The sequence below is a fragment of the Streptosporangium brasiliense genome, assembly GCF_030811595.1.
Lineage (GTDB): Bacteria > Actinomycetota > Actinomycetes > Streptosporangiales > Streptosporangiaceae > Streptosporangium > Streptosporangium brasiliense.
The window spans coordinates 394,795-416,227 of the sequence record NZ_JAUSRB010000002.1; the positions used below are offsets into that span (position 1 = coordinate 394,795).

At 69.1% G+C, this 21,433-nt stretch carries 19 protein-coding genes and 2 pseudogenes; 7 read left to right on the forward strand and 14 right to left on the reverse strand.

Annotation, left to right across the window (positions count from 1 at the left end; genetic code table 11):
* Positions 1-34 precede the first annotated feature (34 nt).
* Positions 35-1,825, forward strand: coding sequence for a hypothetical protein (locus J2S55_RS10220; protein WP_306859132.1), 1,791 nt, complete (start codon positions 35-37; stop codon positions 1,823-1,825).
* 21 nt (positions 1,826-1,846) lie between these two features.
* Here J2S55_RS10220 and J2S55_RS10225 read toward each other — a convergent pair whose 3' ends face one another.
* Positions 1,847-2,878: a glycosyltransferase family 2 protein gene (locus tag J2S55_RS10225; protein ID WP_306875291.1), complete on the reverse strand. Its 1,032-nt coding sequence runs from the start codon at positions 2,876-2,878 to the stop codon at positions 1,847-1,849.
* A 65-nt stretch (positions 2,879-2,943) separates the two neighbouring features.
* Between J2S55_RS10225 and J2S55_RS10230 the strand changes: the two genes are divergently transcribed.
* The 3 genes from J2S55_RS10230 (at position 2,944) to J2S55_RS10240 (ending at position 6,108) form a co-directional block, all read left to right on the forward strand.
* Complete coding sequence (locus J2S55_RS10230) at positions 2,944-4,455, forward strand: LCP family protein (RefSeq protein WP_306859134.1); 1,512 nt, start codon at positions 2,944-2,946, stop codon at positions 4,453-4,455.
* Positions 4,456-4,551: 96 nt separating this feature from the next.
* Complete coding sequence (locus J2S55_RS10235; RefSeq protein WP_306859136.1) at positions 4,552-4,899, forward strand: STAS domain-containing protein; 348 nt, start codon at positions 4,552-4,554, stop codon at positions 4,897-4,899.
* Positions 4,900-5,616: 717 nt separating this feature from the next.
* Positions 5,617-6,108, forward strand: a complete 492-nt coding sequence (locus J2S55_RS10240) for a hypothetical protein (protein ID WP_306859138.1) — start codon at positions 5,617-5,619, stop codon at positions 6,106-6,108.
* Between the two features lie 474 nt (positions 6,109-6,582).
* On the opposite strand, the gene J2S55_RS10245 is transcribed toward J2S55_RS10240, so the two are convergent.
* The 10 genes and pseudogenes from J2S55_RS10245 to J2S55_RS48265 all read right to left on the reverse strand — a co-directional run.
* Complete coding sequence (locus J2S55_RS10245) at positions 6,583-7,452, reverse strand: hypothetical protein (protein WP_306859140.1); 870 nt, start codon at positions 7,450-7,452, stop codon at positions 6,583-6,585.
* Positions 7,453-7,542: 90 nt separating this feature from the next.
* Positions 7,543-8,286, reverse strand: a complete 744-nt coding sequence (locus tag J2S55_RS10250) for a hypothetical protein (RefSeq protein WP_306859141.1) — start codon at positions 8,284-8,286, stop codon at positions 7,543-7,545.
* A gap of 56 nt (positions 8,287-8,342) precedes the next feature.
* Positions 8,343-9,869 (reverse strand): alpha/beta fold hydrolase, encoded by a 1,527-nt coding sequence (locus tag J2S55_RS10255; protein WP_306859144.1) that lies wholly within the window; start codon positions 9,867-9,869, stop codon positions 8,343-8,345.
* Between the two features lie 78 nt (positions 9,870-9,947).
* The gene (locus J2S55_RS10260) at positions 9,948-11,144 is read right to left on the reverse strand and encodes an ABC transporter permease (protein WP_306859146.1); all 1,197 of its coding nucleotides are present in this window, start codon (positions 11,142-11,144) and stop codon (positions 9,948-9,950) included.
* Complete coding sequence (locus tag J2S55_RS10265) at positions 11,141-11,860, reverse strand: ABC transporter ATP-binding protein (RefSeq protein WP_306859148.1); 720 nt, start codon at positions 11,858-11,860, stop codon at positions 11,141-11,143. The genes J2S55_RS10260 and J2S55_RS10265 overlap by 4 nt, the downstream gene beginning before the upstream one ends.
* Positions 11,857-12,921 carry a peptidoglycan-binding protein gene (locus J2S55_RS10270; RefSeq protein ID WP_306859150.1) on the reverse strand — a complete coding sequence of 355 codons (1,065 nt, stop codon included), beginning with the start codon at positions 12,919-12,921 and terminating at the stop codon, positions 11,857-11,859. Before J2S55_RS10270 ends, J2S55_RS10265 begins: the two co-directional genes overlap by 4 nt.
* On the reverse strand, positions 12,918-13,526 hold the full coding sequence (locus J2S55_RS10275; protein WP_306859152.1) for a hypothetical protein: 609 nt from the start codon (positions 13,524-13,526) through the stop codon (positions 12,918-12,920). The genes J2S55_RS10270 and J2S55_RS10275 overlap by 4 nt, the downstream gene beginning before the upstream one ends.
* Positions 13,527-13,741: 215 nt before the next feature.
* Entirely contained in the window at positions 13,742-14,422 is a 681-nt protein-coding gene (locus tag J2S55_RS10280) for a hypothetical protein (RefSeq protein WP_306859155.1), read from the reverse strand.
* The gene (locus J2S55_RS10285; RefSeq protein ID WP_306859157.1) at positions 14,419-14,964 is read right to left on the reverse strand and encodes an RNA polymerase sigma factor; all 546 of its coding nucleotides are present in this window, start codon (positions 14,962-14,964) and stop codon (positions 14,419-14,421) included. Before J2S55_RS10285 ends, J2S55_RS10280 begins: the two co-directional genes overlap by 4 nt.
* Before the next feature lie 79 nt (positions 14,965-15,043).
* A pseudogene (locus tag J2S55_RS48265) lies at positions 15,044-15,169 on the reverse strand (Tn3 family transposase); the annotation flags it as partial.
* Here J2S55_RS48265 and J2S55_RS10290 point away from each other — a divergent pair.
* Positions 15,166-15,323: pseudogene (locus tag J2S55_RS10290) on the forward strand (IS5/IS1182 family transposase); the annotation flags it as partial. The pseudogenes J2S55_RS48265 and J2S55_RS10290 overlap by 4 nt on opposite strands.
* Positions 15,324-15,613: 290 nt before the next feature.
* Here the strand turns inward: J2S55_RS10290 and J2S55_RS10295 are convergent.
* The 3 genes from J2S55_RS10295 to J2S55_RS10305 form a co-directional block, all read right to left on the reverse strand.
* A complete protein-coding gene (locus tag J2S55_RS10295; RefSeq protein WP_306859159.1) occupies positions 15,614-15,943 on the reverse strand; it encodes a hypothetical protein in 330 nt (109 codons plus the stop codon).
* 243 nt (positions 15,944-16,186) lie between these two features.
* Complete coding sequence (locus J2S55_RS10300; protein ID WP_306859161.1) at positions 16,187-17,644, reverse strand: MDR family MFS transporter; 1,458 nt, start codon at positions 17,642-17,644, stop codon at positions 16,187-16,189.
* Positions 17,645-18,210: 566 nt separating this feature from the next.
* Entirely contained in the window at positions 18,211-19,374 is a 1,164-nt protein-coding gene (locus tag J2S55_RS10305) for an acyl-CoA dehydrogenase family protein (protein WP_306859163.1), read from the reverse strand.
* Between the two features lie 145 nt (positions 19,375-19,519).
* On the opposite strand from J2S55_RS10305, the gene J2S55_RS10310 reads away from it, so the two are divergent.
* Positions 19,520-20,839, forward strand: coding sequence for a UDP-glucose dehydrogenase family protein (locus J2S55_RS10310; protein ID WP_306859165.1), 1,320 nt, complete (start codon positions 19,520-19,522; stop codon positions 20,837-20,839).
* A gap of 317 nt (positions 20,840-21,156) precedes the next feature.
* Positions 21,157-21,345, forward strand: coding sequence for a YdeI/OmpD-associated family protein (locus J2S55_RS10315; protein ID WP_306859167.1), 189 nt, complete (start codon positions 21,157-21,159; stop codon positions 21,343-21,345).
* The last annotated feature ends 88 nt before the right edge of the window (positions 21,346-21,433 follow it).

The window sequence follows — 21,433 nt, forward strand, 5'->3', positions numbered from 1 at the left end:
GGGCAAACGCCACCACTCGGGTTAGCGTCGGAAGATGAAGCGTGACCCTCGCGCCCTGATGGCGTGCGCCGCCGTACTCGGCCCGTACCCACCGCTCGTCGTCACCGCCCTGTGGCCCCTGCCGTGGCCGTTCCTGGCGCTGTGCGTGCTGTCGTACGCGACCGAGATCGCCGTCAGGCGGCGGGCCCGCCGCCTGACGGACCTGCTGAACAGGGTGCACCTGGGCCTCACGCTGCGGTTCGCCTTCCGCGAGATGGCCGTGGTCCTCCTGGTCGCGCGTACGGCGGGCACCGACTCGCCCTGGTTGGCGGCCCTGGTCCTGGGGCTGACCGCCCTGCACGGCGTGCGGGCCCTGCAGACCGGGCTGGCGATCGCCTACACCCGCGTCCTCGGCCAGCTGCCGGTGCTGACCCGCAACATCGACGGCGTGCCGGAGATCCCGGCGCCCCCGGCCGACATCCTGGTCGGCCACCGGAGCATGCGGGCGCTCTACCTCGACGTGCTCCCCGTCGGGGGCGCCGCCCTGGGCGCGGTCCTCGGCACCGACCGCCTGGGCGCGGCCGGGGCGGCGCTCGCGCTGGGCCTCGGGAGCGCGGGCGTGCTCGGCGTCCTGCCCCACCTGCGCCGGGTCCGGCCGCTGCGCAACCGGCGCGCCGTGCTGAAGGCGGCCGGCAGGCGCCTGGCCCGGTACCGGCCGGAGGTGATCCTCTACTTCTCCGGGCCGAACGACTCCGCCTACCAGGTCAGCATGTGGCTGCGCCCGCTGGAGCGGATCGACCGGCGGGCCGTGGTGGTCCTGCGGGAGCGGGGGATGCTCCGGACGCTGGGAGAGACCTCGCTGCCGGTGGTCTGCATCCCCTCGGCGGCCGACCTGATGAGCTTCCGGGCTCTCGGTTCGGCCCGGGTGTGCCTGTATCCGTCCAACGTCGGCAAGAACATCCACATGCTGCGCATCCAGGGGATGCGCAGCGTCTTCGTGGGTCACGGGGACAGCGACAAGGAGGCGTCGTTCAACCCGTTCACCAAGGTCTACGACGAGGTCTGGGTGGCCGGGCGGGCCGGGCGCGACCGCTACCTCCGCGCCCGGGTGGGCGTGCGCGACGAGGACATCCACGAGGTGGGCCGCCCGCAGCTCACCGGCGTCCGCACGGCCGGGCCCGGCCTGCCGTACCGCACCGTGCTCTACGCCCCCACCTGGGAGGGGTGGACCGACGACCTGTTCCACACCTCGATCATCACGATGGGGCCGGCGATCGTCCGGGCCCTGCTCGCCCACTCCCCCGCGCTCCGGGTGATCTACAAGCCGCATCCGCTGACCGGCTACCGCAACCCCGCCGCCGACCGCGCCCACCGGGAGATCCTCGCGATCCTGGAGGGGGCGGAGCTGTCCCGGTCGATCGCCCGCCACCCCGCCGGCACGGCCCACGCCGAGCCGATCAGGCACCAGGCCGTCACCGGACCCCGGCCGCCCCTCTACGACTGCTTCAACCAGGCCGACCTGATGATCGCCGACATCTCCAGCGTGGTGGCGGACTTCATCGCCAGCGGCAAGCCGTACATGGTGACCAACGTGGCGGGGCTGCCGGAGCGGACCTTCCGCGAGCGGTATCCGAGCGCGGAGGCCGGCTATCTGCTCACCGAGGGCCTGAGCGAGCTGCCCGCCGTCCTGGCGGGCCTGGACCACGCCGAGGAGGACGCCCTGGCGGCCGCCAGGCGCACGCTGAAGACCTATCTGCTCGGTTCCGGCCCGGACGCCATGGCCCGCTTCAACGGGGCGGTGAACGGCGCCTACGGCCGCGCCGTGCACGGCGGCGGAGACGGCTGAGGCCGTCTCCGCCCGCGCGGGTCAGCCCCGCGTCCTCACGGGCCGGCTCAGGCTCTTCGGGCTCGTCAGGAAACCCCAGCCCCACGACATGTGCATGGTGATGTAGGCCAGGGGCAGCCGGAGGAGCGAGGCGGCGGGCAGGCCGCTGCCGGTCACCGCCGAGCCGGCCAGGATCGCCGCCAGGTAGGCGCCGGGGACCAGCAGGCCCGGCCAGAAGAACGGGGAGACGGCCAGACCGGCGAGGATGGCCAGCACCGCCGCCGGGGGCGCCAGGTAGCGCAGGTTGATCGTGCCCTCGTGGGTGCGGGCGACGACCCTCCGCCAGCGGCCGTAGTGGAAGTATTGCTTGGCGAGGGCCTTGACCGTGGGCCTGGGCCGGTAGGAGACGCGCATCCGGGGCTGGAACCAGACCAGGCCGCCGGTCTCGCGGATGCGGTGGTTCATCTCCCAGTCCTGCGCCCGCTGGAAGTGCTCGTCGTAGCCGCCGACCCGGTCCAGCGCCGCACGGCGGAAGACGCCGAGGTAGACCGTGTCGGCCGGGCCCGCGGTGCCGCCGGTGTGGAACCGGGCTCCGCCGACGCCGATCTTGGAGGTCATGGCCCGTGCCACGGCCTGCTCGAACGGCGTGACGCCCTCGGCGGCCATGACGCCGCCGACGTTGTCGGCGCCGGTCTCCTCAAGCGTCTCGACCGCGACCTGGAGATAGTCCTCCGGGAGCATGGCGTGGCCGTCCACGCGGGCGATGATCCCGCTGCGGGATGCGCCGATGGCGGCGTTGAGGGCGTTGGGGGTGCGTCCGGTCGGGTTCGGGACCACGGTCACCCGGGGGTCCTCGGCCGCGATCGCGTCGGCGACCTCCTGGGTCCGGTCCTTGGAGGGGCCGATGGCGAGCACGACCTCGATCGGTCCCGCGTATCGCTGCGCGAGGACCTGGCGCACCGCCTCCCGCAGATGGCGCTCCTCGTTCAGCACCGGGATGACGATGGAGATGGGGGGCCAGACACGTGTCTCGGGAGACGACGCCGGCGCGGGCGAGTCGGGGAACTGCTTCATGGCGTCGCTCACGCTACTGTACGGACGGGTACCTCATCGACCCAGCCGAGCCTAGGGGGCCACGCATGCGCGACCCGGAAGAGGGCGACTCGGGTGTGCAGGTGGGCGGTGACGCCTACGGCACCGTCCGGGTCAATCCGAGGCGTGAGCGCAGGTCCGTGCGGGGAGCCCGGTCCCGGCGCCGCGGCCTGTTCGTCGCCGGCGCGCTCTCGTGCCTGGTCCTGAGCAGCTCCGGGGTGACGTGGGCGCTGACGAACTACGCCGAGCGGAAGATCGAGGCGGTCGACGCCGGGGTGCCCGGCTCGCAGTCCACCGGCGCGATGAACATCCTGGTGGTCGGCGTGGACCGGCGCGACAACCTCTCCCGGCAGAAGCAGAACCAGCTCAAACTCGGCCGCGAGAGCGGCGAGCGGACCGACACCATGATGGTGCTCCACCTTTCGGAGGACCACACCAGGGCGACCGTGGTCAGTCTCCCCCGCGACACCTGGACGACGATCCCCGGCAAGGGCGACCACAAGATCAACGCCGCCTACCAGCTCGGCGGCCCGAAGCTCGCCGTGCGGACCGTGCAGAACGCCACCGGGCTGACCATCCACCACTACGTCGAGGTCAACGTGCTCGGCTTCATCGAGGTGGTCGACGCGCTGGGGGGCGTCTCGGTGTGCACCCCGGTCGCGATCAACGACCCGAAGACCGCGCTCACGCTCCAGCCGGGCACCTACTCCCTCGACGGCGTCAAGGCCCTCGCCTACGCCCGCACCCGGGCCACCGCCCGCTCCGACCTCGACCGCATCGACCGCCAGCAGCAGGTGATCTCCGCCATGCTGCACCAGGCGCTCAGCGGCGACACGCTCACCAACCCGGTCAGGCTCGCCTCCTTCGTCGACACCGCCCTCGGCACGCTCCGGGTGGACGACGCCCTCCGCAAGGACCTGCTCGGCCTGGCCAACCAGCTCAAGGACGTCTCCACCGACGACGTGGCCTTCGCCACGGTCCCGCTCGCCGACGTCGACTACAGGACGCCGACCAACGAGTCCGCCGTGCTCTGGGACAAGGACGCGGCCAAAGAGCTGTTCCGCCGGATCGCCGCCGACGAGCCGCTCGTCGAGCCCGCCAAGCCCGCCAAGTCCACGGCGAGCCCGGCCGCGACACCGAGCGCGACGCCGTCCCCCTCGGCCACCGCGCTGACCGTGCCGCCCTCGCGGATCTCGGTCAAGGTGCTCAACGGCACCCCGATCACCGGCCTCGGCGCGCGGACCCGGACGGACCTGCTGAAAGCCGGGTTCCTGGTCCCCGAGGCGGCCGGCGACACCAAGGACAGAGACCACGACAAGACGGTCATCCGATACGGCCCGGGCCGCGAGGACTCGGCGCGGACCCTGGCCGCCGCGCTGTCCGGCGCGGAGACGCGCCTGGTGGAGGACCTCGGCGACCGGATCGAGGTGATCGTCGGCCGGAAGTATCCGGGGGCCAAGAAGGTCACCGTCGACGAGGCCGTCAAGCCGTCCGCGACCCCCTCCGCCACCCCCGCCCCCACGGCCAGGACCGCTACCCAGAACATCTGCAAGAAATGACCCGGGGGCGTTCACCTGGCACATCCGCGAAAAATGAGCTGTGCGCATAAAAGCCTCCCACCAGGGCAGTAAGCCCCCACGGAGGTGATGATCGTGATGCCGGCATTCGATGTTCAGAGTTGGAACAACGGTCCCTGCGTGGTGGTGCGGGCGGCGGGCGAGCTCGACATGGCCGTCGCCCCCAGGCTCCGTGCGGAGGTGGACCGAGCCCTGGAGACCCCCGGTCACCCATGCCTGGTGATGGACCTGACCGAGGTGCCGTTCTGCGACTCGGTGGGGCTGGGCATCCTGGTGGGCGCGCTCACCAGGATCAAGGACACCCACGGCCGCCTCATCCTGGTGGTGAGCCCCGGAATGATCACCCATCTGTTGACGATCACCAATCTCAACCGGCACTTCGAGACGTGCGGGAGCCTGCGCGAGGCCCTCGACGCCGCCGCCTGAGGCCTGATCCGGGCGGTCCCGGCCGAGTCCCGCCTGCAGCCCGGCCGAGTCCCGCCTGCAGCCCGGCTGAGGCCCGCGGATTCCCGCCCCCGCGGCGTCTGACGTCCGTAGGCTGAACGCCTGCCCCCACTGACGGCCGGGAGATCCGGGCGGCGCGGAACGGAGCGACTCAACGGCGCGGCTCGTTACCGGACGCCAGGTGGCTGCGGACAAACTAGGAACCTTCTTAACAGATACGTCCGGCCATACCCGAATATCAGGCGAGCGTGTTTCATGATCCGCCACTTTTGCTGCAATGACCTGTTTGCGAAACCCCGAGAGCGCTCGACCGTAGATAGCACAATTCGTCACAGTTGCGGCTTTTAGCCCATATGTGACCGTGGATCACCAGCCGGAATACCGTTCCAGTTGATCCGTACTGACCGGTCGGGTAAATGGCATTCATGCAGCTCAGAACAGATATGTTGAAGATCGTTCAAATTCGGGTGAAGTTACGTTGGCTAACTCATGATCGTGAGGCTATTGTGACGATTCAAGCCGAACCATCGATCATGAATGGGGTTAATTTCCGCAATGGTCCATCAGGCCGCCGAGCCCTCGGATACCTCTCGCGAAGGCTCGCCCGATCCCCCGCAAAAGCCGGAGCTCCCCGACTCCCAGGAGCCCCCCGACACCCGTTCCAAAGGAGTGAAACGCGTAGGGTGCATTGTTTCGATCTTGATGCTCGTGGGCACGCTCTGCACGGCCTTCGCCGGAGGGGTTGACGCCGTCAAAGGGGCTCGCAGCCTCTTCGGGAGGCCCGCACCCGGCTCCGAGGCCTCGGTCACCGAACCGGTGGCGGCCAACGCCACGCCGTGGAACCCCTGCCAGGTGATGCGGGGCAGCGCCCGGCTCCAGGCCGGCAAGTCGCTGGTGGCCGCCGTGCGGCAGCCGTACGACAAGAAGGCGAGATACCACTTCGAGCTGATCGAGGTCGGCGGCGACGGCGCCTGGACGGTGGTCCTCCCACTGGACCCCGGCGACCCGGCGGCGGGCGGCAGGACCTACAAGATCACGTTGCTGGACGCGGACAGCAGGTGGGTCGCGCACGTGATCGACGCTGCCGGCGGTGGGAGCGAGACTTCATGGAAGGCCCGCGCCACACCGCCGCGCAGCTCTTCTCTGATCAGTTTTTCGATTTTGCGTTCCCTTGGAACCGGGAACTGCTGAACCGCATTCATCCCGGGCGGATCTGGTTGGAGCCTCCCGTCCGGGAGCCGGATCGCAGCGAGCATAGGCCAACACCCGTCTTGATCATGAGTCATCGACGTAAAGCCTTCGATCCGCAATCACGACGCCGCGCATACGTAAACGACGAAGGACCCAGACCGCATGGGCGGTTCCAAGGGGTCGTTGCGACAACCTCTTGAACCCAAAGCCCGGGTTCCGGGCCCTTCGTGTTGTGGCTTCTCTCCAGCCCCGCACCCGCCGGCCAGTGGTTCTCGGCCTCGTCCCGGATGGAGAGAACCGCGGTGCGCCCGTCGTTGAAGGTGAGCCGGTGGACATCCTTCCCGCTAACGCCTCGGAGCCGCGACACGGAGGCGACGTTGCTGTACGGCACCGCTGTACACCACCTTCGTGGACGTACGAGATCGATGCAGCACAGGCTACGCTCAGCCCCGCGCCGTCGTGCTGCTCAGCCGGTCACCGTGTCACTTCCTGTATCTGCCAGCCCCACTTGATTCCGCCGAAGATGTTGACGACGTCCTTCCCCGCCGCGTTCTTGGTCCCGGTGTCCTGCACGAGGAACGTCTCGGCCAGGAACTGCACATCAGGATCGGGCCCTCCCCCGACCCCGATCTGGGGTGCGTCGTAGAAACTGCAGACTTTCTTGCCGTAGACCGAGGTGAGTCCCCCGGCGAGATAGAAGGGGTTGGCGCGCCAGAGATTGTCGAGAGCGGGGCCCAGCGACTTGACGACCTGGATCCATTGCAGATTGTCATTGACGGCAGGATCTCCCTTGCGAGGGTCCGGCTGGTAGACGACATGCAGGTCGGCCCCGCAGTCCAGGGCGGGGGAGGTTTCCGACGGCCTGCTGACGTACACGCTGTGCGACTGGACGCGGAACTCATGCCGGCCCCGGAAACCACCCACATAGTTGAACGCGTAGTGGGTTCCGAACGTCTCGGCGAGATTCCGCTTGAAACCGACGGCCGGATCGGCCGGAACATCCTCGTAGACCAGGTAGGGGGAATCGCCCGACCGGCCGAACGGGAGCAAGGCGACCCGGTACGACTTCCCGTTGTGCTCGAAGTCCTTGGACGTGACATGCCCACCGACCGTCGACCCCTGATACCACCCGTGCGGCTGGCTGGGCCGGTAATCCGGCACGAGGTGTGCGGCTGTCTCCGAGAATCGGGTCCGGGACGCGACGGCGGCGGACGCCGGCGCGGCGGCGAGCCCGGCCGAGGCGAGGGCGGACAGGCCGAGGAGGCTTCCGCCTTGCAGCAGAGATCTTCGTGATACGGATACGTGGGACGGTTCTGCGGGGTCTGTGACCTGGATCGGACGCATGGGGTTAACCTCGAAATCGTCGGGGCCGGTTTACGCGCTGGGTGCGGGGGTGCGCTTTGCCGCGCTGTTCGGTCGGCGGCGGGAGCCGTTTCACCGCTGTCTTTCCTGCACCTGCCAGCCGTATTTGATGCCGGCGAAGACATTGACCACGGCCTTCCCAGTCGCGCTCGTGGTCCCGGTGTCCTGTACGAGGAACGCTTCGGCCATGAACTGGACGTCCGACAGGACGGATGTCATATCGGGCACGATGCCGTAGACGAAATTGAACACCTGGTCGCCATAGATCGAAGTGCGCCCCCCATATTTATAGAAGGGGTTGGGGCGTCCGACGTTGTCGACATAACTTTCGGACGATCCGGCGGCCCCGATCCGCCTGGCGACCTGGATCCATCGCAGGGTGCCGTGGACGCCCTGGCGGAGGCCGGGGTCGCAGACGACGTACAGATCGGCACCGTAGCTCAGATCGGGTGAGGTGTCCTGGTCGGTGAACACGCTGTACGACTGGACATCGAACGCGGGCCCGCCGTGGAAACCGCCCACATACTTGAACGAGTAGTAGGCGCCGAACGCCTTGGCGAGGGTCCGCTTGAAATCGATGGCCGCGTCGGTCGGAACGTCCTCATAAACCGGATGGGGGGAATCGCCCGCCTGGCCGAACGGCAGCAGGCTGATCCGGTAGGACTTTCCGTTGCGCTCGAAGTCCCTGGCCGCGGTGTGCCCGCCGATGGTCGCGCCGACCGTCTGCCCCGGCCTCGCCGGCCAGCCGTGGGGCCGGCTTTCCCGGTAATTCAGAACGAGGTGTGCGGACGGCTTCGGGACCGTTGCTTTCTGCATGAAAGTACCTCTCGATGTGATGACTGATGTGACCTTGGGTCTGAAGTGGGCCGGTTCTACGGCGTCGCGGCGCCGTCGCAGCCCCAAGCGATTCGGCCAGTGGTGAAGTACGACACCAGCTTGGCGGGGCACTCCCGCAGAACGGACCCGTGCATGTCGTCGTTGACGGTGAACACCGTGCCGCCGATGGTCGACTGCATCTGCGTCGTCCACTCGTACGGGGAGATGGCTTCGTAGCGGTGTCCGGACAGCACCAGCGACCCTCCGGTGTGGTGCACCCGGATCTTCTGCACCGGCAGCGGCCAGCCGGCGCAGCCGGCGGAGAAGCGGCTGGCCCGTCCGGTCACCGGGTTCCGCTCAAGGCGCCGCTGGTACTCCGCCCAGGCGGCGGAGAAGCCAAGCCGGCTGGGGTCCTCGTTGCAGAAGACCGCCTGGCCCGCTGTCGGGTTGATCCGCTCCGGCGCGTCGGACGGCGGGGGCTCTTGCGGGCCTCCACCGAAGATCTCCTTGATGGTGGGCGGCGCGGTGGTGCCGGTGGCGTCACGCAACTCCTTGAGCGCCTTGCCGGCCCGCGGCCATTCCGGTGAGGGCTGGATGGCAAGCATGGCGACCATCGCGCCGTCGGCGGCCATCGCCAGATCGGTGTACCGCCTCGGGGTCTCGTCGTAGGCGCGGCGGAGCGCCAGGATCGCGGTCCGCACCTGCGCCGGGGTGGTACCGAAGCCGTAGGTGCCGTGACGCTGTGCGATCCACGCCGCCATGCGGGAAAAGTTGCGCTCGGACGCCGCGGTGCGTCCGTTCTCGAAGTCGTCCAGGCGGAACCGCGGAAGCGCCACGCTGTCCAGGAACATGCGCCCCACGCTGCCGGGGAAGGTACTGCGGTACACCGCGCCGAGCCAGGTGCCCCAGGACACGCCGAAGAAGTCGAGCTTCCGCTCGCCCAGTGCGATCCGCACCCGATCAAGGTCGCGGGCCATGGTCACCGTGGTGAGTCCGCCGAGGAAGCCGGGGTCGGATCGTCCGCAGGCTCCATTGTGGTCCACCTCGCTGTCATAGACGCGCCTGGCCGCCTCCTTGGTCAGCGGCCCCGGCGCTGGCGGCTTTCCACCAGGATGCGAGCAGTTGACCTTGGTGCTGTAGCCGACTCCGCGAGGATCGAAGCCGATCAGGTCGTACCGGTCGTTGAGCCGGGCGTTCGTCTCGCTCATCATGATGATCTCGACGGGCATGAGGTATCCGCTGCCGCCGGGCCCGCCCGGGTTGAGCGCCAGGCTGCCCAGTCGGTGCACCTGATCCACGGCCTTGAGCCGGGTGATCGCGATGGTGATCTGCCGGCCGCGCGGCTTGCGGTAGTCCAGCGGAACGCTGACTGTTCCACACTCCATACTGCCCAGCAGGGCGCGGACCTTCGGTATCCGTTCGTCGGGGACGCCGGTGCCGTGGATCGCTTCATCCGAGTAGGCGGGGCAGGTGCGCCAGCTGACCGCCCGCTCGGGTTGTCCTGCCGTCGCCGTCGCGGCGGGCGGACCTGCGAGCAGGACCGCCAGCGCGATGGCGCCTGCAGCTATCGGAACCGGGAACATGGATGTACCTCGCTTTCGTGATGGGGTGAGAGTCTGAGTCAGCGCGAGGCGAGGCTGCCGGACGGCGCGGAACCGCACTCAGGTGGCGGTCAGGGCGATCGTCGGGGACAGGCGGGCTGCGCGCATGGCGGGATAGATGCCGGCGATCGTGCCGATGACGAGCGTGGCGCCGACCGCTCCGCCGATCGCCCACGGCGGCACGACGGGCGGCCAGCCCCTCGACAGCGCGTAGCCGGCCGTCGCCAAGGCGCCCAGCACCGCCCCGGCGACGCCGCCAAGCGCGGAGAGCAGTAGGGACTCCGACAGGAACTGGATGCGGATCTGCCCCCGGGTGGCCCCCAGGGAGCGGCGCAGGCCGATCTCCTTGCGGCGCTCCAGCACCGAGACCACCATCGTGTTGGCTACGCCGACCCCGCCGACGAGCAGTGCCACCGCGCCGAGTCCGAGTAACAGGCTGGTGAACGCGTCCGCTGCGGCGGCCCGTGCGGCCAGCGCGTCCGAGGGCCTGCTGACCTCGACCTCCTCCGGGTTCTCCGGATTGGCGGTGCGCGGCAGCACCGCCCTGACGGCCTCCACCGCCTCCTCGGCAGAACGCTCGTAGAGCGTCGTGGGGTGCCCGTCGAAGCCCAGGTAGGTCTCGGCAGCGGGGAATCCGACAAGCGCCGAGCGTTCGATCTCCGGGGCGAGCGGCATCGGCCCCAGGATGCCGATGACGGTGAACCATCGGTTGCCCACCCACACCCGCACGCCGGTCCTGACGAGGCCGAGCCGCCTGGCGGCCTCCGAGCCGAGCACGATGGCGGGTTCCCGTTCGGTGGCGGCGTTTAGCCATGTCCCCTTGGAGACGCCACCCTCCAGTGTGACCAGCAGCTCGGCGCTCGCGGCCTGGACGGAGATGCCGCCGGTCACCGCCTCGGGGATGTGGTCGGTGCGCCGCACGGTGCTGTCGACCGTCCCGGTGGCCGAGGCCGTGAGGACGGGGGCGATACGTTTGATCATGCTCAGCGCGGAGGTGGGCAGCTTGGCCTCCTCCCCGAACAGGGTTCGGCCGGGCGCGACGGTGAGCAGGTTGGTGCCGAGCCGGTCGAGCTGGCGCAGCAGCTGCTCCCGCGACGAGGACGAGATGCCGATCACCGCGATCATGGCGGCGATGCCGATGGCGATGCCGAGTGCGGACAGGATGACCCGGGTGGGGCGGGCCCGTAGCCCGGACGCCCCGACACGCAGCACGTCGACGGCAGCAAGCCGGGCAGGTGACAGCTTCGCGTGTGTCATGGGCCTGCTCCCTTCGCGATCTCCGCCGACGGGCGGCGGCCGTTGCCGGGGCCGCCGTCGGCGATGATCTGGCCGTCGCGTACCCGGACCTGCCGCGGGCACCATTCGGCGATCTCGGTGTCGTGGGTGATGACCGCAATCGTGGTCCCGACGGCGTGCAGGTCGCGCAGCACCCGCAGCACCTCGGCCCCTGAGTGCGAGTCGAGGTTGCCGGTCGGCTCGTCGGCGAGCAGCAGCGGCGGATCGCCCACCACGGCCCTGGCGACCGCGACCCGCTGCTGCTCGCCGCCCGACATCTGGTCCGGCCTGTGACCCAGCCGATGGCCGAGGCCGACCCGTTCCAGGGCGACCTCGGCCCGCTCGCGCCGCTCGCGCAGCGCGATGCCGGTGTAAAGCAGGCCGTCGGCCACGTTGTCCAGCGCGCTCACGCCGACGGCCAAGTGGAACTGCTGGAACACGAATCCCAGGTGGCGGGCGCGCAGCGCTGACAACTCCCTGTCTGACAGCTCGGCCACGTCGTGGCCGGCGATGCGCACGCTCCCTGCCGTGGGCCGGTCCAGGGTTCCGATCAGCTGAAGCACGGTCGACTTGCCGGAGCCGGAAGGGCCGACGATGGCCAGCAACTCGCCATACTCGACCGTCAGGTCCACACCGCGGAGCGCCTCGACCTGTCCGCCGTAGACCTTGGTCACGCCCCGCAGTTCGACGATGCTCATGTGGCGGGCACCCCGACCTGCATGCCCTCCACGAGGCCGGTGCCGCCGATCTCCACCTTGCCACCGCCGAACACGCCGATCTCCACCGGCACGATCCTGGTGGCGGAGCCTTCGACGACCTCGACGCCGAACCCGCCTTCGCGCAGCGCCAGCAGCGCCTCGACCGGTACGGCGAGCACGTCCTCATGGCGTTCGCTCTCCAGTTCGACGTCGACCGGGGCCTGGTCGAGCTTGGTGCGTGGCGTCTTGTTCAGGGTGATGTCGACATCGACGGTGGTCTCGCCGCTGTCCTGGCCCTGCCCGGACCTGGCGGACCTGGCGACCGTACCCACCAAGGTGATCTCCCCGCCGATCCGCTCGCCGCCCGGCAGCTTGACGGCGACCCTGGCACCCTTCCTGGCCAGTGCCTGGTCGTCGGTGTCGAGATCCACGTGCACCAGCCGCCGGATGCCGCTGACCGTGAGCACCGCTCGCCCCGGGCCGACACGCCCGCCGACATCGACCTTCGCCTCGGTCACCCGGACCGCGGCAGGCACGAACACGACCTGCGTCGCGTCCACCCACCCCGTCCTCGGCAGGCCCAGATCGTCCTGCCACTGCCTGACGGCCAGGTAGGTCGCGTAGCTGAAGCGCTCGTCCACGGTCAGCGAGCCGCCGTAGCCGAGCGCCTTCAGGTTGCGCTCCAGCTGCTCGACGTCCGGGCCTTGGGTGACGCCCTGCCGCAGCTCCCGGTAGAGCGGCAGCCCGCCGTACATCAGCACGAGCGGCTTCCGATCGATCTTGAGCAGCGGGCGGCCGCGGCGGATCACCGTGCCCTCGGCGGCCACCCAGGTCACGGTTCCGGCCGCGCCGCTGGTCAGGAGGCGCTCGCCGGAGTAGGTGAGCGCGCCGTCCACGGTCTTGGTGTCCACCAGGTCCTGCCTGATGATCGTCGCGGTCGCCGGGACCGGCTGCCTGCTCGGCGGGGCGGTGCCGCCGTCGCCGTCGAACAGGACCAACGCCGTCCAGGTGGCCGCCACCGCGAGCAGGGCGACGCCGCCGCGCGCGAGAAGCTTCTTCACGGCTTGAGTGGCAGATCGGCGGAGAACTGCTTGCACGCCTCGTGGGCGTCCTTGACCTTCTGCTCCGGGGTTCCCGCCGGAACGTTGATCTCGATCCGCCCATCGGCGCCGGGGTCGAGCATGTCGATGCCGTGCTGGCGCATGCACTGGGCGAGCTTGACCAGCATGTCGCGCTCCTTCGCATCGATGCCCTGCCCCTTCTCGCCTACCGCGGCCTGCATGAACTGCTTGCACGCCTCCTGGGCCTTCTGGACCTTCCGCTCCTCTCCCTTGCGTTCCTGGATCGCGATCGGGCCTCCCGGCTCGGGATCGGGCATGTCGACGCCGTGCTCACGCATGCACTGGGCGAACTTGAGCGCCGCCTCCCGCTTGCCGGTGGGAGCCGAGGACGGGTCCGACGCCGTGGATCTGGCCGTGCCGCCGTTCGCGCCGACGACGCCGCCGCCACCGGTTTCCGCACCGCACCCGGCGAGCGCCAGGGCCAGTATCGGTACGGCCAGCAACAGCCGGATGTTCGTATCTCTCCTCTTGCCGAGATGGGTCACTTCAACGACTCCGGTGTCAAAGATGGGAAGTTCAAGATCGCCCTTACCGGCGGCCGACATCCGATGAGAACTGCCTTCAGGCATGAGGTATCGGCCGGCCGTGCGGTTGGCTGGGCCGGCAGAGCAGGATGAGGCGTGCCGCCGAGGTGGGCGGTCGGGGTTCGCCGCACGCGCGTGTCGCCGTCAAGTCCCTGGTGGGCGTGGCCGGGACGGCCTGCGGCGTGGAGGTCCGCACCTCGCCGGGGCGGGGAGGTCGCTGGACCCGGTTTACGTCGTCAACTGGTAGTGGTGCTCAGGCCGGGGCCCTCGTCCTTACCGCCGCGCTCGATGTTGTCAGTGGGACCGTTGTCTTGCTTGTTCTCGTTGCCGGGCGGGTTGGCGGGGAGATGCAGGGGAGTCACCACGCAGGTTGAGACCGGCCTCTTGACTACCCGCAGCGAGGTCGCGACAGGTGGTCTGTCCGGGCCGGCCTGATCCGTGGAGATCGCCAGGACCAGCGTCTGGTCCGGCCCGATCTGCCCCTTGCTGATCGTGAACGTGATCCCCTTGCCGTCCCTGCCGACCCCGACCTGCGTCCGCCCACCCGCGGTCGCCTGCTCGCCCCGAGGCTCCTGACAGGTCTGGTCCGCGGGCAGGTAGTCGACCACCGCCGTGATCCCCACCTCGGCGAGCTTGGCCTCCAGTTCGCCGGAATCGCGGAAGGCGTTGATCTGCACCTCGACCGATCCGTCCGCTCCCTTGACCACCGCGTAAGCCGGTGTTCCGGCTCCGCCGAACAGGGTGAGCGCCACCGTGGCGGCCGCCGCGGCCCCCGCCACCGCGGCGGACAGCCCCAGGGCACGACGGCTTGGGCCACGTCGCACCGGTGTCCGGGCAGCCATGCCCTTTTCCGCCAGCCTCCTGATGGTCACTTCTTTGAGTGCACTGAGCAGGCGCTCTTCGAAGGTGTCGTTCATGCCTGTCCCTCCACGTACACAGCCGACGGCGAAGCGACGTTTCCCAGGGCGCGTCTGGCCCGATGCAACCGGACTCGTGCGGTGACCTTCCCGATGCCCAGAGCCGCGGCGGCCTCGGTGACGGTGAGCTGGTCGTGCACCACGAGCTCCAGCACGGCCCGCTCTCCCTCGGGTAGGTTGCCCATGGCCTCCAGAGCGCGCCGCGTCTGGCGCGCGGCGTCGATCCGCTCCTCCATCCGGACGAGATCGTTGTCGTCCATCATCCGTCTGCCCGCGACGCGGCCGGTCGCCCGCGCCTCACGAGCCGTCCGGCGATGGTGGGCCGCGACGACGTTGCGCGCCACGCCGTACAACCATCCGATCTCGCCGCCCCGACTGGAACGGTAGGTGTCCGCTGAGTCCAAAACCGCCAGGAAGATGTCGGCGGTCAGATCGGCGGCCAGATGGGGATCACTCACCCGGCGTACGACGAACCGCATGACAGCATCGACGTGGCGGCGGTAGAAGGCCTCGATGGCCATGGGATCTTCACTGAGGCGCACCGGCCTCGCTCCCTTCGTCGTCCGCCTTACACCTCTACTTGGACCGAGCATCCCAAAGCGTTTCAAAGTGATCGGGCAGGTCGGCTTCGCCGTTCTCCACCCGGTACAGCTTGACCTTGTTGATCTGCTTGATCCGAGGTAGCAGGTCAAAGTCCAGAAGCCTGGTGATGCCGAACCCGGCTTCGGACTGGCCATGGGAGTCGAGGCAAGCCGCAGTCGCAAAAGAGCGCCAACCCCACCCACGCCAAGCCCCACGGCCCGGGAGAACGCGCCGATGCCGTCCTGAAGACCTGGCGCATCCTGCGAAAACAGGGCTGCTGCCCCTTCGTGAAGATCAGCTCGTCAAAGCGATCTCTGTCCGCCGGCTTCGCCAGGAAGGACGAAAAACGTTCACTGTTCCGTTTGGAGAATTTCCATCGCCTGGAGCGCATCCGCGACAACGTGGTCCGCCCCGCCTTCCTGGTCGGGCCACGTCCCCCGGTCGATCCAGACCGTACGGAGACCGGCGGCCCGTCCCCCACCGATGCCGGCAACCGGGTGATCACCGACTATCCATCCCCCGCCGGCAAGGTTCATGCCGCATCGCTTGGCGGCGATATCAAGCGCGACAAGGATGACAACACCATGTACGAGCGCCTGCTGACAGGTCCTACGAGATCTGCTCCTGTCGTTCACGTCCCGTGTCGAAGAAGGCGTTAAGATACTCCTCCGGTTCGAGATCGCTGTCCCGGAGAAGGGAGAAGATCTCCGCGCCCGACTCGATCACGTCGTCCGCCAGCCGGTATACCTGCGCCAGTCCCAGATACTCGAACGGGCTGTCGGCCACGTATTCGCCCGCCTCGTGCTCTGCCATGGCGATGGCCTCGTCGAACGAACCCGCCCTCCACAGCGTGACCCGCTCCTCGTAGCTGTCGTGTGGCGGGCCCCAGCGGAAGACGCAGCGGACCGCGTACCAGCCGGTGTCAGAGGTCTCGATCATGAGGCAATGATGCCGGACGGCAACCCTTGTCCCGTCTCTGACGGAACAGGGTGGTTCCTGAGATCACCGCCCGGCTTCCACAGCCGGGCGGTTCTCCGTCGCCGAACAGCGCTTCGCCGGCTCAAGCCCTGTTTCAGGGGCCGGCGGGCCATGACCATGCGCTGGATCCGGTTGGTGCCCTCGTGGATCTGGGTGATCTCCGATATGTGAACGGCGTCCTCCTTCACCGCCGTCACGCCGGTCTCATCGGCCGGGTCCCTCGAACTCGCCGGCGCTGCCCGCTCGGCCCGGCAGGAGCAGGGCGGTGACAACCACAGCCACGGACAGCACCGCGCCGATGATGAAGGCCAGCCGCATGCCGTCGAGGTTGGCGAGCGCCTCCGTGACCCCTGCGGATCTCAGGGAATCGGCTCGCGCGCTCATCACGGTGACCACGAGCGCGGTGCCGATCGCCGCGGAGACCTGCTGCAGCGTGCTCAGGATCGAGCTGCCATGGGAGTAGAGCGAGGGCGGGACCGCTCCGAGCCCGAGGGTGAATACCGGGGTGAAGGTCGCGGCCAGGCTCACCATCAGCAGCGCGTGCAGACCGAGGAGCTGCCAGAACGGCATGGTCATCGTGACCTGGGTGAAGCCGGCGAGCGCGAGCATGATTCCGATCGCGCCGGGGATGACCAGGACCCGGCCGCCGAACCGGTCGAACAGGCGGCCGACGGTCGGACCGAGCAGCCCCATCGCGAGGCCGCCCGGCATCACGAGGAGTCCGGTCTGCAAGGGGCTGAGCGCGCGGACGTTCTGCAGGTACAGCGGCAGCAAGATCATCGAGCCGAGCATCGCCATGAAGGACACCGACATCAGGATCAGCGCGACCGTGTAGGTGCGGTGGCGCAGGGTGCGCAGGTCCATCAGCGGCACGCCGCGCTTCTGCAACCACAGCTGGCGGACGACGAAGACGGCGATGGCGATCAGGCCGGCCGCCACGAACGCGGTGGCCACGCGGACGTCGCCGCCCTCGAACCGGCTGAGTCCGTAGACCAGGCCGCCGAAGCCTGCGGCGGCGGTCACCACACTCAACCAGTCGATGGTGCTGAACCGGGGCTCTCCGATGTTCTTGAGCTGCTTCAGGCCGCGCCATGTGATCACGGCGGCGATGGGGAGCACCACGGCGAACAGCAGCCGCCAGGATCCGAATTGCAGGATCAGCCCCGAGACCGTCGGGCCCATCGCGGGCGCGACCGAGATGGCCAGGGTGACGTTGCCCATCACCCGGCCCCGGTCCGACTCGGGCACCACCTGCATCAGCGTGGTCATCAGCAGTGGCATCATCACGGCCGTCCCGGACGCCTGGATGATGCGGGCGCCCAGCAGCACCTCGAACGACGGCGCGACGGCGGCCAACGCCGTGCCGAGCAGGAATAGACCCATCGCGGTGGTGTACGCGCGACGGGTGGACACCCGCTGCAGGAACCACCCGGTGATCGGGATGACAGCGGCCATGGTCAGCATGAAGGCGGTCGAGAGCCACTGCGCGGTCTGCTCTGTGATGTGCAGCGCGCCCATGAGGCTCGGGATCGCATTGATCATGATCGTCTCGTTGAGGATGACCACGAACGTGGCGAGCACCAGCAACCGGATCACGGCCGGGGTGCGACCCGGAACGGCGGTCGCGGTTTTGGCGGGTGAGTCGAGCTGTGGGCTGGGCACGGCACCTCAATCAGGGCTGTCGGACATGACGTGTTCATGGCTGGCGTCCCAGCCTTGGGTCTCACAAGAAGTTGTGGGCATGCAAAGACTGACCTGCACCACCGACAAAACTCATCGACCGCGCCCAACCTTCTGACAGGTGATACGAAATGTCACCCGGTTTTCACCTGCGGCGGACGATCTCCAGATCACGCGAAGGGGCACTCGTATCGCTCCATGGCCTGGGTGGACACCTCGCACACCACACGCCCCGAGGGCCGGGCCACCACGGTAGCGGGCACCGCAGACCGGGAACGGTCCTCGATCCCGGGTGACAGCTTGCACCTGCGGTCGAACAACCTGATGATCCTCCGCGGTGAGAAACCGCTGTCGATCAGCCAGGCCGGCGGCCGCCTCACGGGGGACCGGCGCGTGTCCGAGGAGGGAGAGGATCTCCGTGCCCGGCTCGATCACGCCGTACACCAGCAGGTACGCCCGCGCCGGTTCCGGATACTCGAAAGATCACCGCCCGGCTTCCACAGCCGGGCGGTTCTCCGTTGCTGAGCAGTGCTTCCCAGCTCGGCGCCCTACTTCAGGAGCTGGCGGGCCATGACCATGCGCTGGATCTGGTTGGTGCCCTCGTAGATCTGGGTGATCTTGGCGTCGCGCATCATGCGCTCTACCGGGTAGTCGCTGGTGTAGCCGTAGCCGCCGAGGAGCTGGACGGCGTCGGTGGTGATCTCCATGGCGGCGTCGGAGGCGGCGCACTTGGCGGCGCTGGAGAAGAACGTGAGGTCCTTCTGCGGCTCGCCGTGCATGGCCAGCTCGGACTTGGCGGCCGCGGCGTAGGTGAGCTGCCGGGCGGCCTCCAGCTTCATCGCCATGTCGGCGACCATGAACTGGACTCCCTGGAAGTCGGCGATGGCCTTGCCGAACTGCTTGCGCTCCTTGACGTAGCCGACCGCGTAGTCCAGCGCGCCCTGGGCGATGCCGAGCGCCTGGGCGGCGATCGTGATGCGCGTGTGGTCCAGGGTGGCCAGGGCGGTCTTGAAACCGGTGCCCGGCTCGCCGATCATCCGCGAGGCGGGGATGCGCACGTCCTCCAGGATGACCTGGCGGGTCGGCGAGCCCTTGATGCCGAGCTTGCGCTCCTTGGGGCCGAAGCTGACGCCCTCGTCGCCCTTCTCCACGACGAACGCGGAGATGCCCCTGGCCCCGGCTCCGGGCTCGGTCACGGCCATCACCGTGTAGTACTCCGACACCCCGGCATTGGTGATCCACATCTTGGCGCCGTTGAGCACGTAGTGGTCGCCGTCGGCCACGGCGCGGGTCTTCATCGCGGCGGCGTCGCTGCCCGCCTCGGCCTCGGACAGGGCGTAGGAGAACATCGCCTCACCCCGGGCGACCGGCGCGAGGTAGCGCTGCTTGACCTCCTCGGACGCCGACAGCAGCAGCGGGACCGTCCCCAGCTTGTTGACCGCCGGGATCAGCGAGGACGACGCGCAGGCCCGCGCCACCTCCTCGATGACGATGACGGTGGCGAGGGCGTCGGCCCCCGCCCCGCCGTACTCCTCCGGGACGTGCACGGCGTGCAGGTCGGCGGCGACGAGCGCCTTGTAGACATCCCAGGGGAACTCCCCCGTCTCGTCGGCCTCGGCGGCGCGAGGGGCGATCTTCTCGTCGGCAAGGGCGCGGACGGTCTCCCGGAGCATCTCGTGCTCTTCGGGCAGCGCGTAGAGAGGGAAGCTCATGGGCAAATAGTAGGACGTCCAACAAAGTCTGGACCGATCCATCGCATGTGATATGTGTCCCTACCCGTTTATGCAGGTGGCGAGCGGCGGGAGGGATACCGATACTCTGACGGCACATAATCGGGCAGAACCGAAAGGAACACCAGTGGCCTACCGCCTGACGATGGTGGGAACCGGATACCTGGGTGCGACGACGTCCGCGTGCATGGCGGAGCTGGGCTTCGAAGTCCTCGGCGTCGACGTCGACGCGGAGAAGATCGCCCGGCTGCAGGCCGGGGATCTGCCCATCTACGAGCCCGGTCTGGAAGAGGTCCTCAGGCGCAACCTCGCCAACGGGCGACTGCGCTTCACCACCTCCTACGAGGAGGCCGCCGCCTTCGGCGACGTGCACTTCCTCTGCCTCGGCACCCCGCAGAAACCCGGCGAGTACGGAGCCGACGTCTCCTACCTGGACACCGCGATCGAGTCGCTGGCCCCCCACCTGAAACGCGAGTGCCTGGTCCTGGGCAAGTCCACCGTCCCCGTGGGCACCGCCCAGCGCCTGGCCGACAAGCTGGCCCGGCTGGCCCCCATCGGTCCGGGCGCCGAGCTGGCCTGGAACCCCGAGTTCCTCCGCGAGGGCTTCGCCGTGAAGGACACCCTGTACCCCGACCGGATCGTGCTGGGTGTGGCCTCCGACAGGGCCGAGAAGATCATGCGCGAGGTGTACGCCCCCATGCTGGAGCAGGGCACCCCGATCGTGATCACCGACTACCCGACCGCCGAGCTGGTCAAGGTCGCCGCCAACGCCTTCCTGGCCACCAAGATCTCATTCATCAACGCGATGGCCGAGGTCTGCGAGGCCTCGCACGCCGATGTCAAGCAGTTGTCGCTGGCGCTCTCCTTCGACGACCGCATCGGCGGCAAGTTCCTCAACCCGGGCCTGGGCTTCGGCGGCGGCTGCCTGCCCAAGGACATCCGCGCCTTCATGGCCCGCGCCGGGGAGCTGGGCGCCGACCAGGCGCTCACCTTCCTGCGCGAGGTGGACGCGATCAACATGCGCCGCCGGGCCCGCATGGTCGACCTGGCCCGCGAGCTGGCCGGCGGCTCCTTCCACGGGTGCACGGTCGCCGTGCTCGGCGCCGCCTTCAAGCCCAACTCCGACGACATCCGCGACTCCCCCGCCCTGGACGTCGCCGTCAAGATCAGCGAGCAGGGCGGCCGGGTCACCGTCTACGACCCCGTCGCCCAGGAGAACGCCCGCCGGGCCCATCCCGAGCTCTCCTACGGCGACTCCGCCCTGGACGCCGCCCGGGACGCCCACGTGGTGCTGCTGCTGACCGAGTGGCAGGAGTTCATCGAGCTCGACCCGGAGGCGCTCGGCGCCGTCGTCGCCGCGCGCAAGATCGTCGATGGCCGCAACGCCCTCGACGCCGAGACCTGGCGCGCCTCGGGCTGGCACTACCGCGCCCTCGGCCGCCCGTAGTGAGCAGCTGAGGTCCCGCTCCACCCGCGGCTCCTCCGGGCCTACGGCTCAGCCCGCTCGGCGCCACCCGCCGACCGTGGCGCGCCCCGCGACGGCCCGCTCCTCCAGCGTGAGGAGCGGGCCGCCGCGACGCCTCTCCTGCGAGGGCGCCGGACGCACCTTCCATAGTGTGCCCGGCAGCCGGTATCGGAGGCGTGGCCCGTCGCCGTCGCGCTGATCGAGCGGGGCCGGATGAAGCCTCCGGGCCTGCTGGAGATCGAACGCGCGAGGGGGGCGGCCGCTGGGACGCGGCGTATGACGGACCGCGGACCGCCACCGTGCCCGAAGACCTGGCGCTCGCCCTGGCGCGGAACCCCGTCGCGGAGGAGTTCTTCGCGACGCTCGACAGCCGCAACCGCTACACGGTCGTCTACCGCGTGCAGGAGGCCAAGAAGGCCGAAACCCGGGCGCGCCGTATCGAGCAGTACGTCACGATGCTGGCCGAGCACAGGAAGATCTATCCCTGATCCGCCAGGCGCCGTGTCCGCCCACCTTCTGACCGGCGGCGGGGGCGGACTCGGCTCTGCCCGGCCACCGGCGGCGGGGCACCACGTC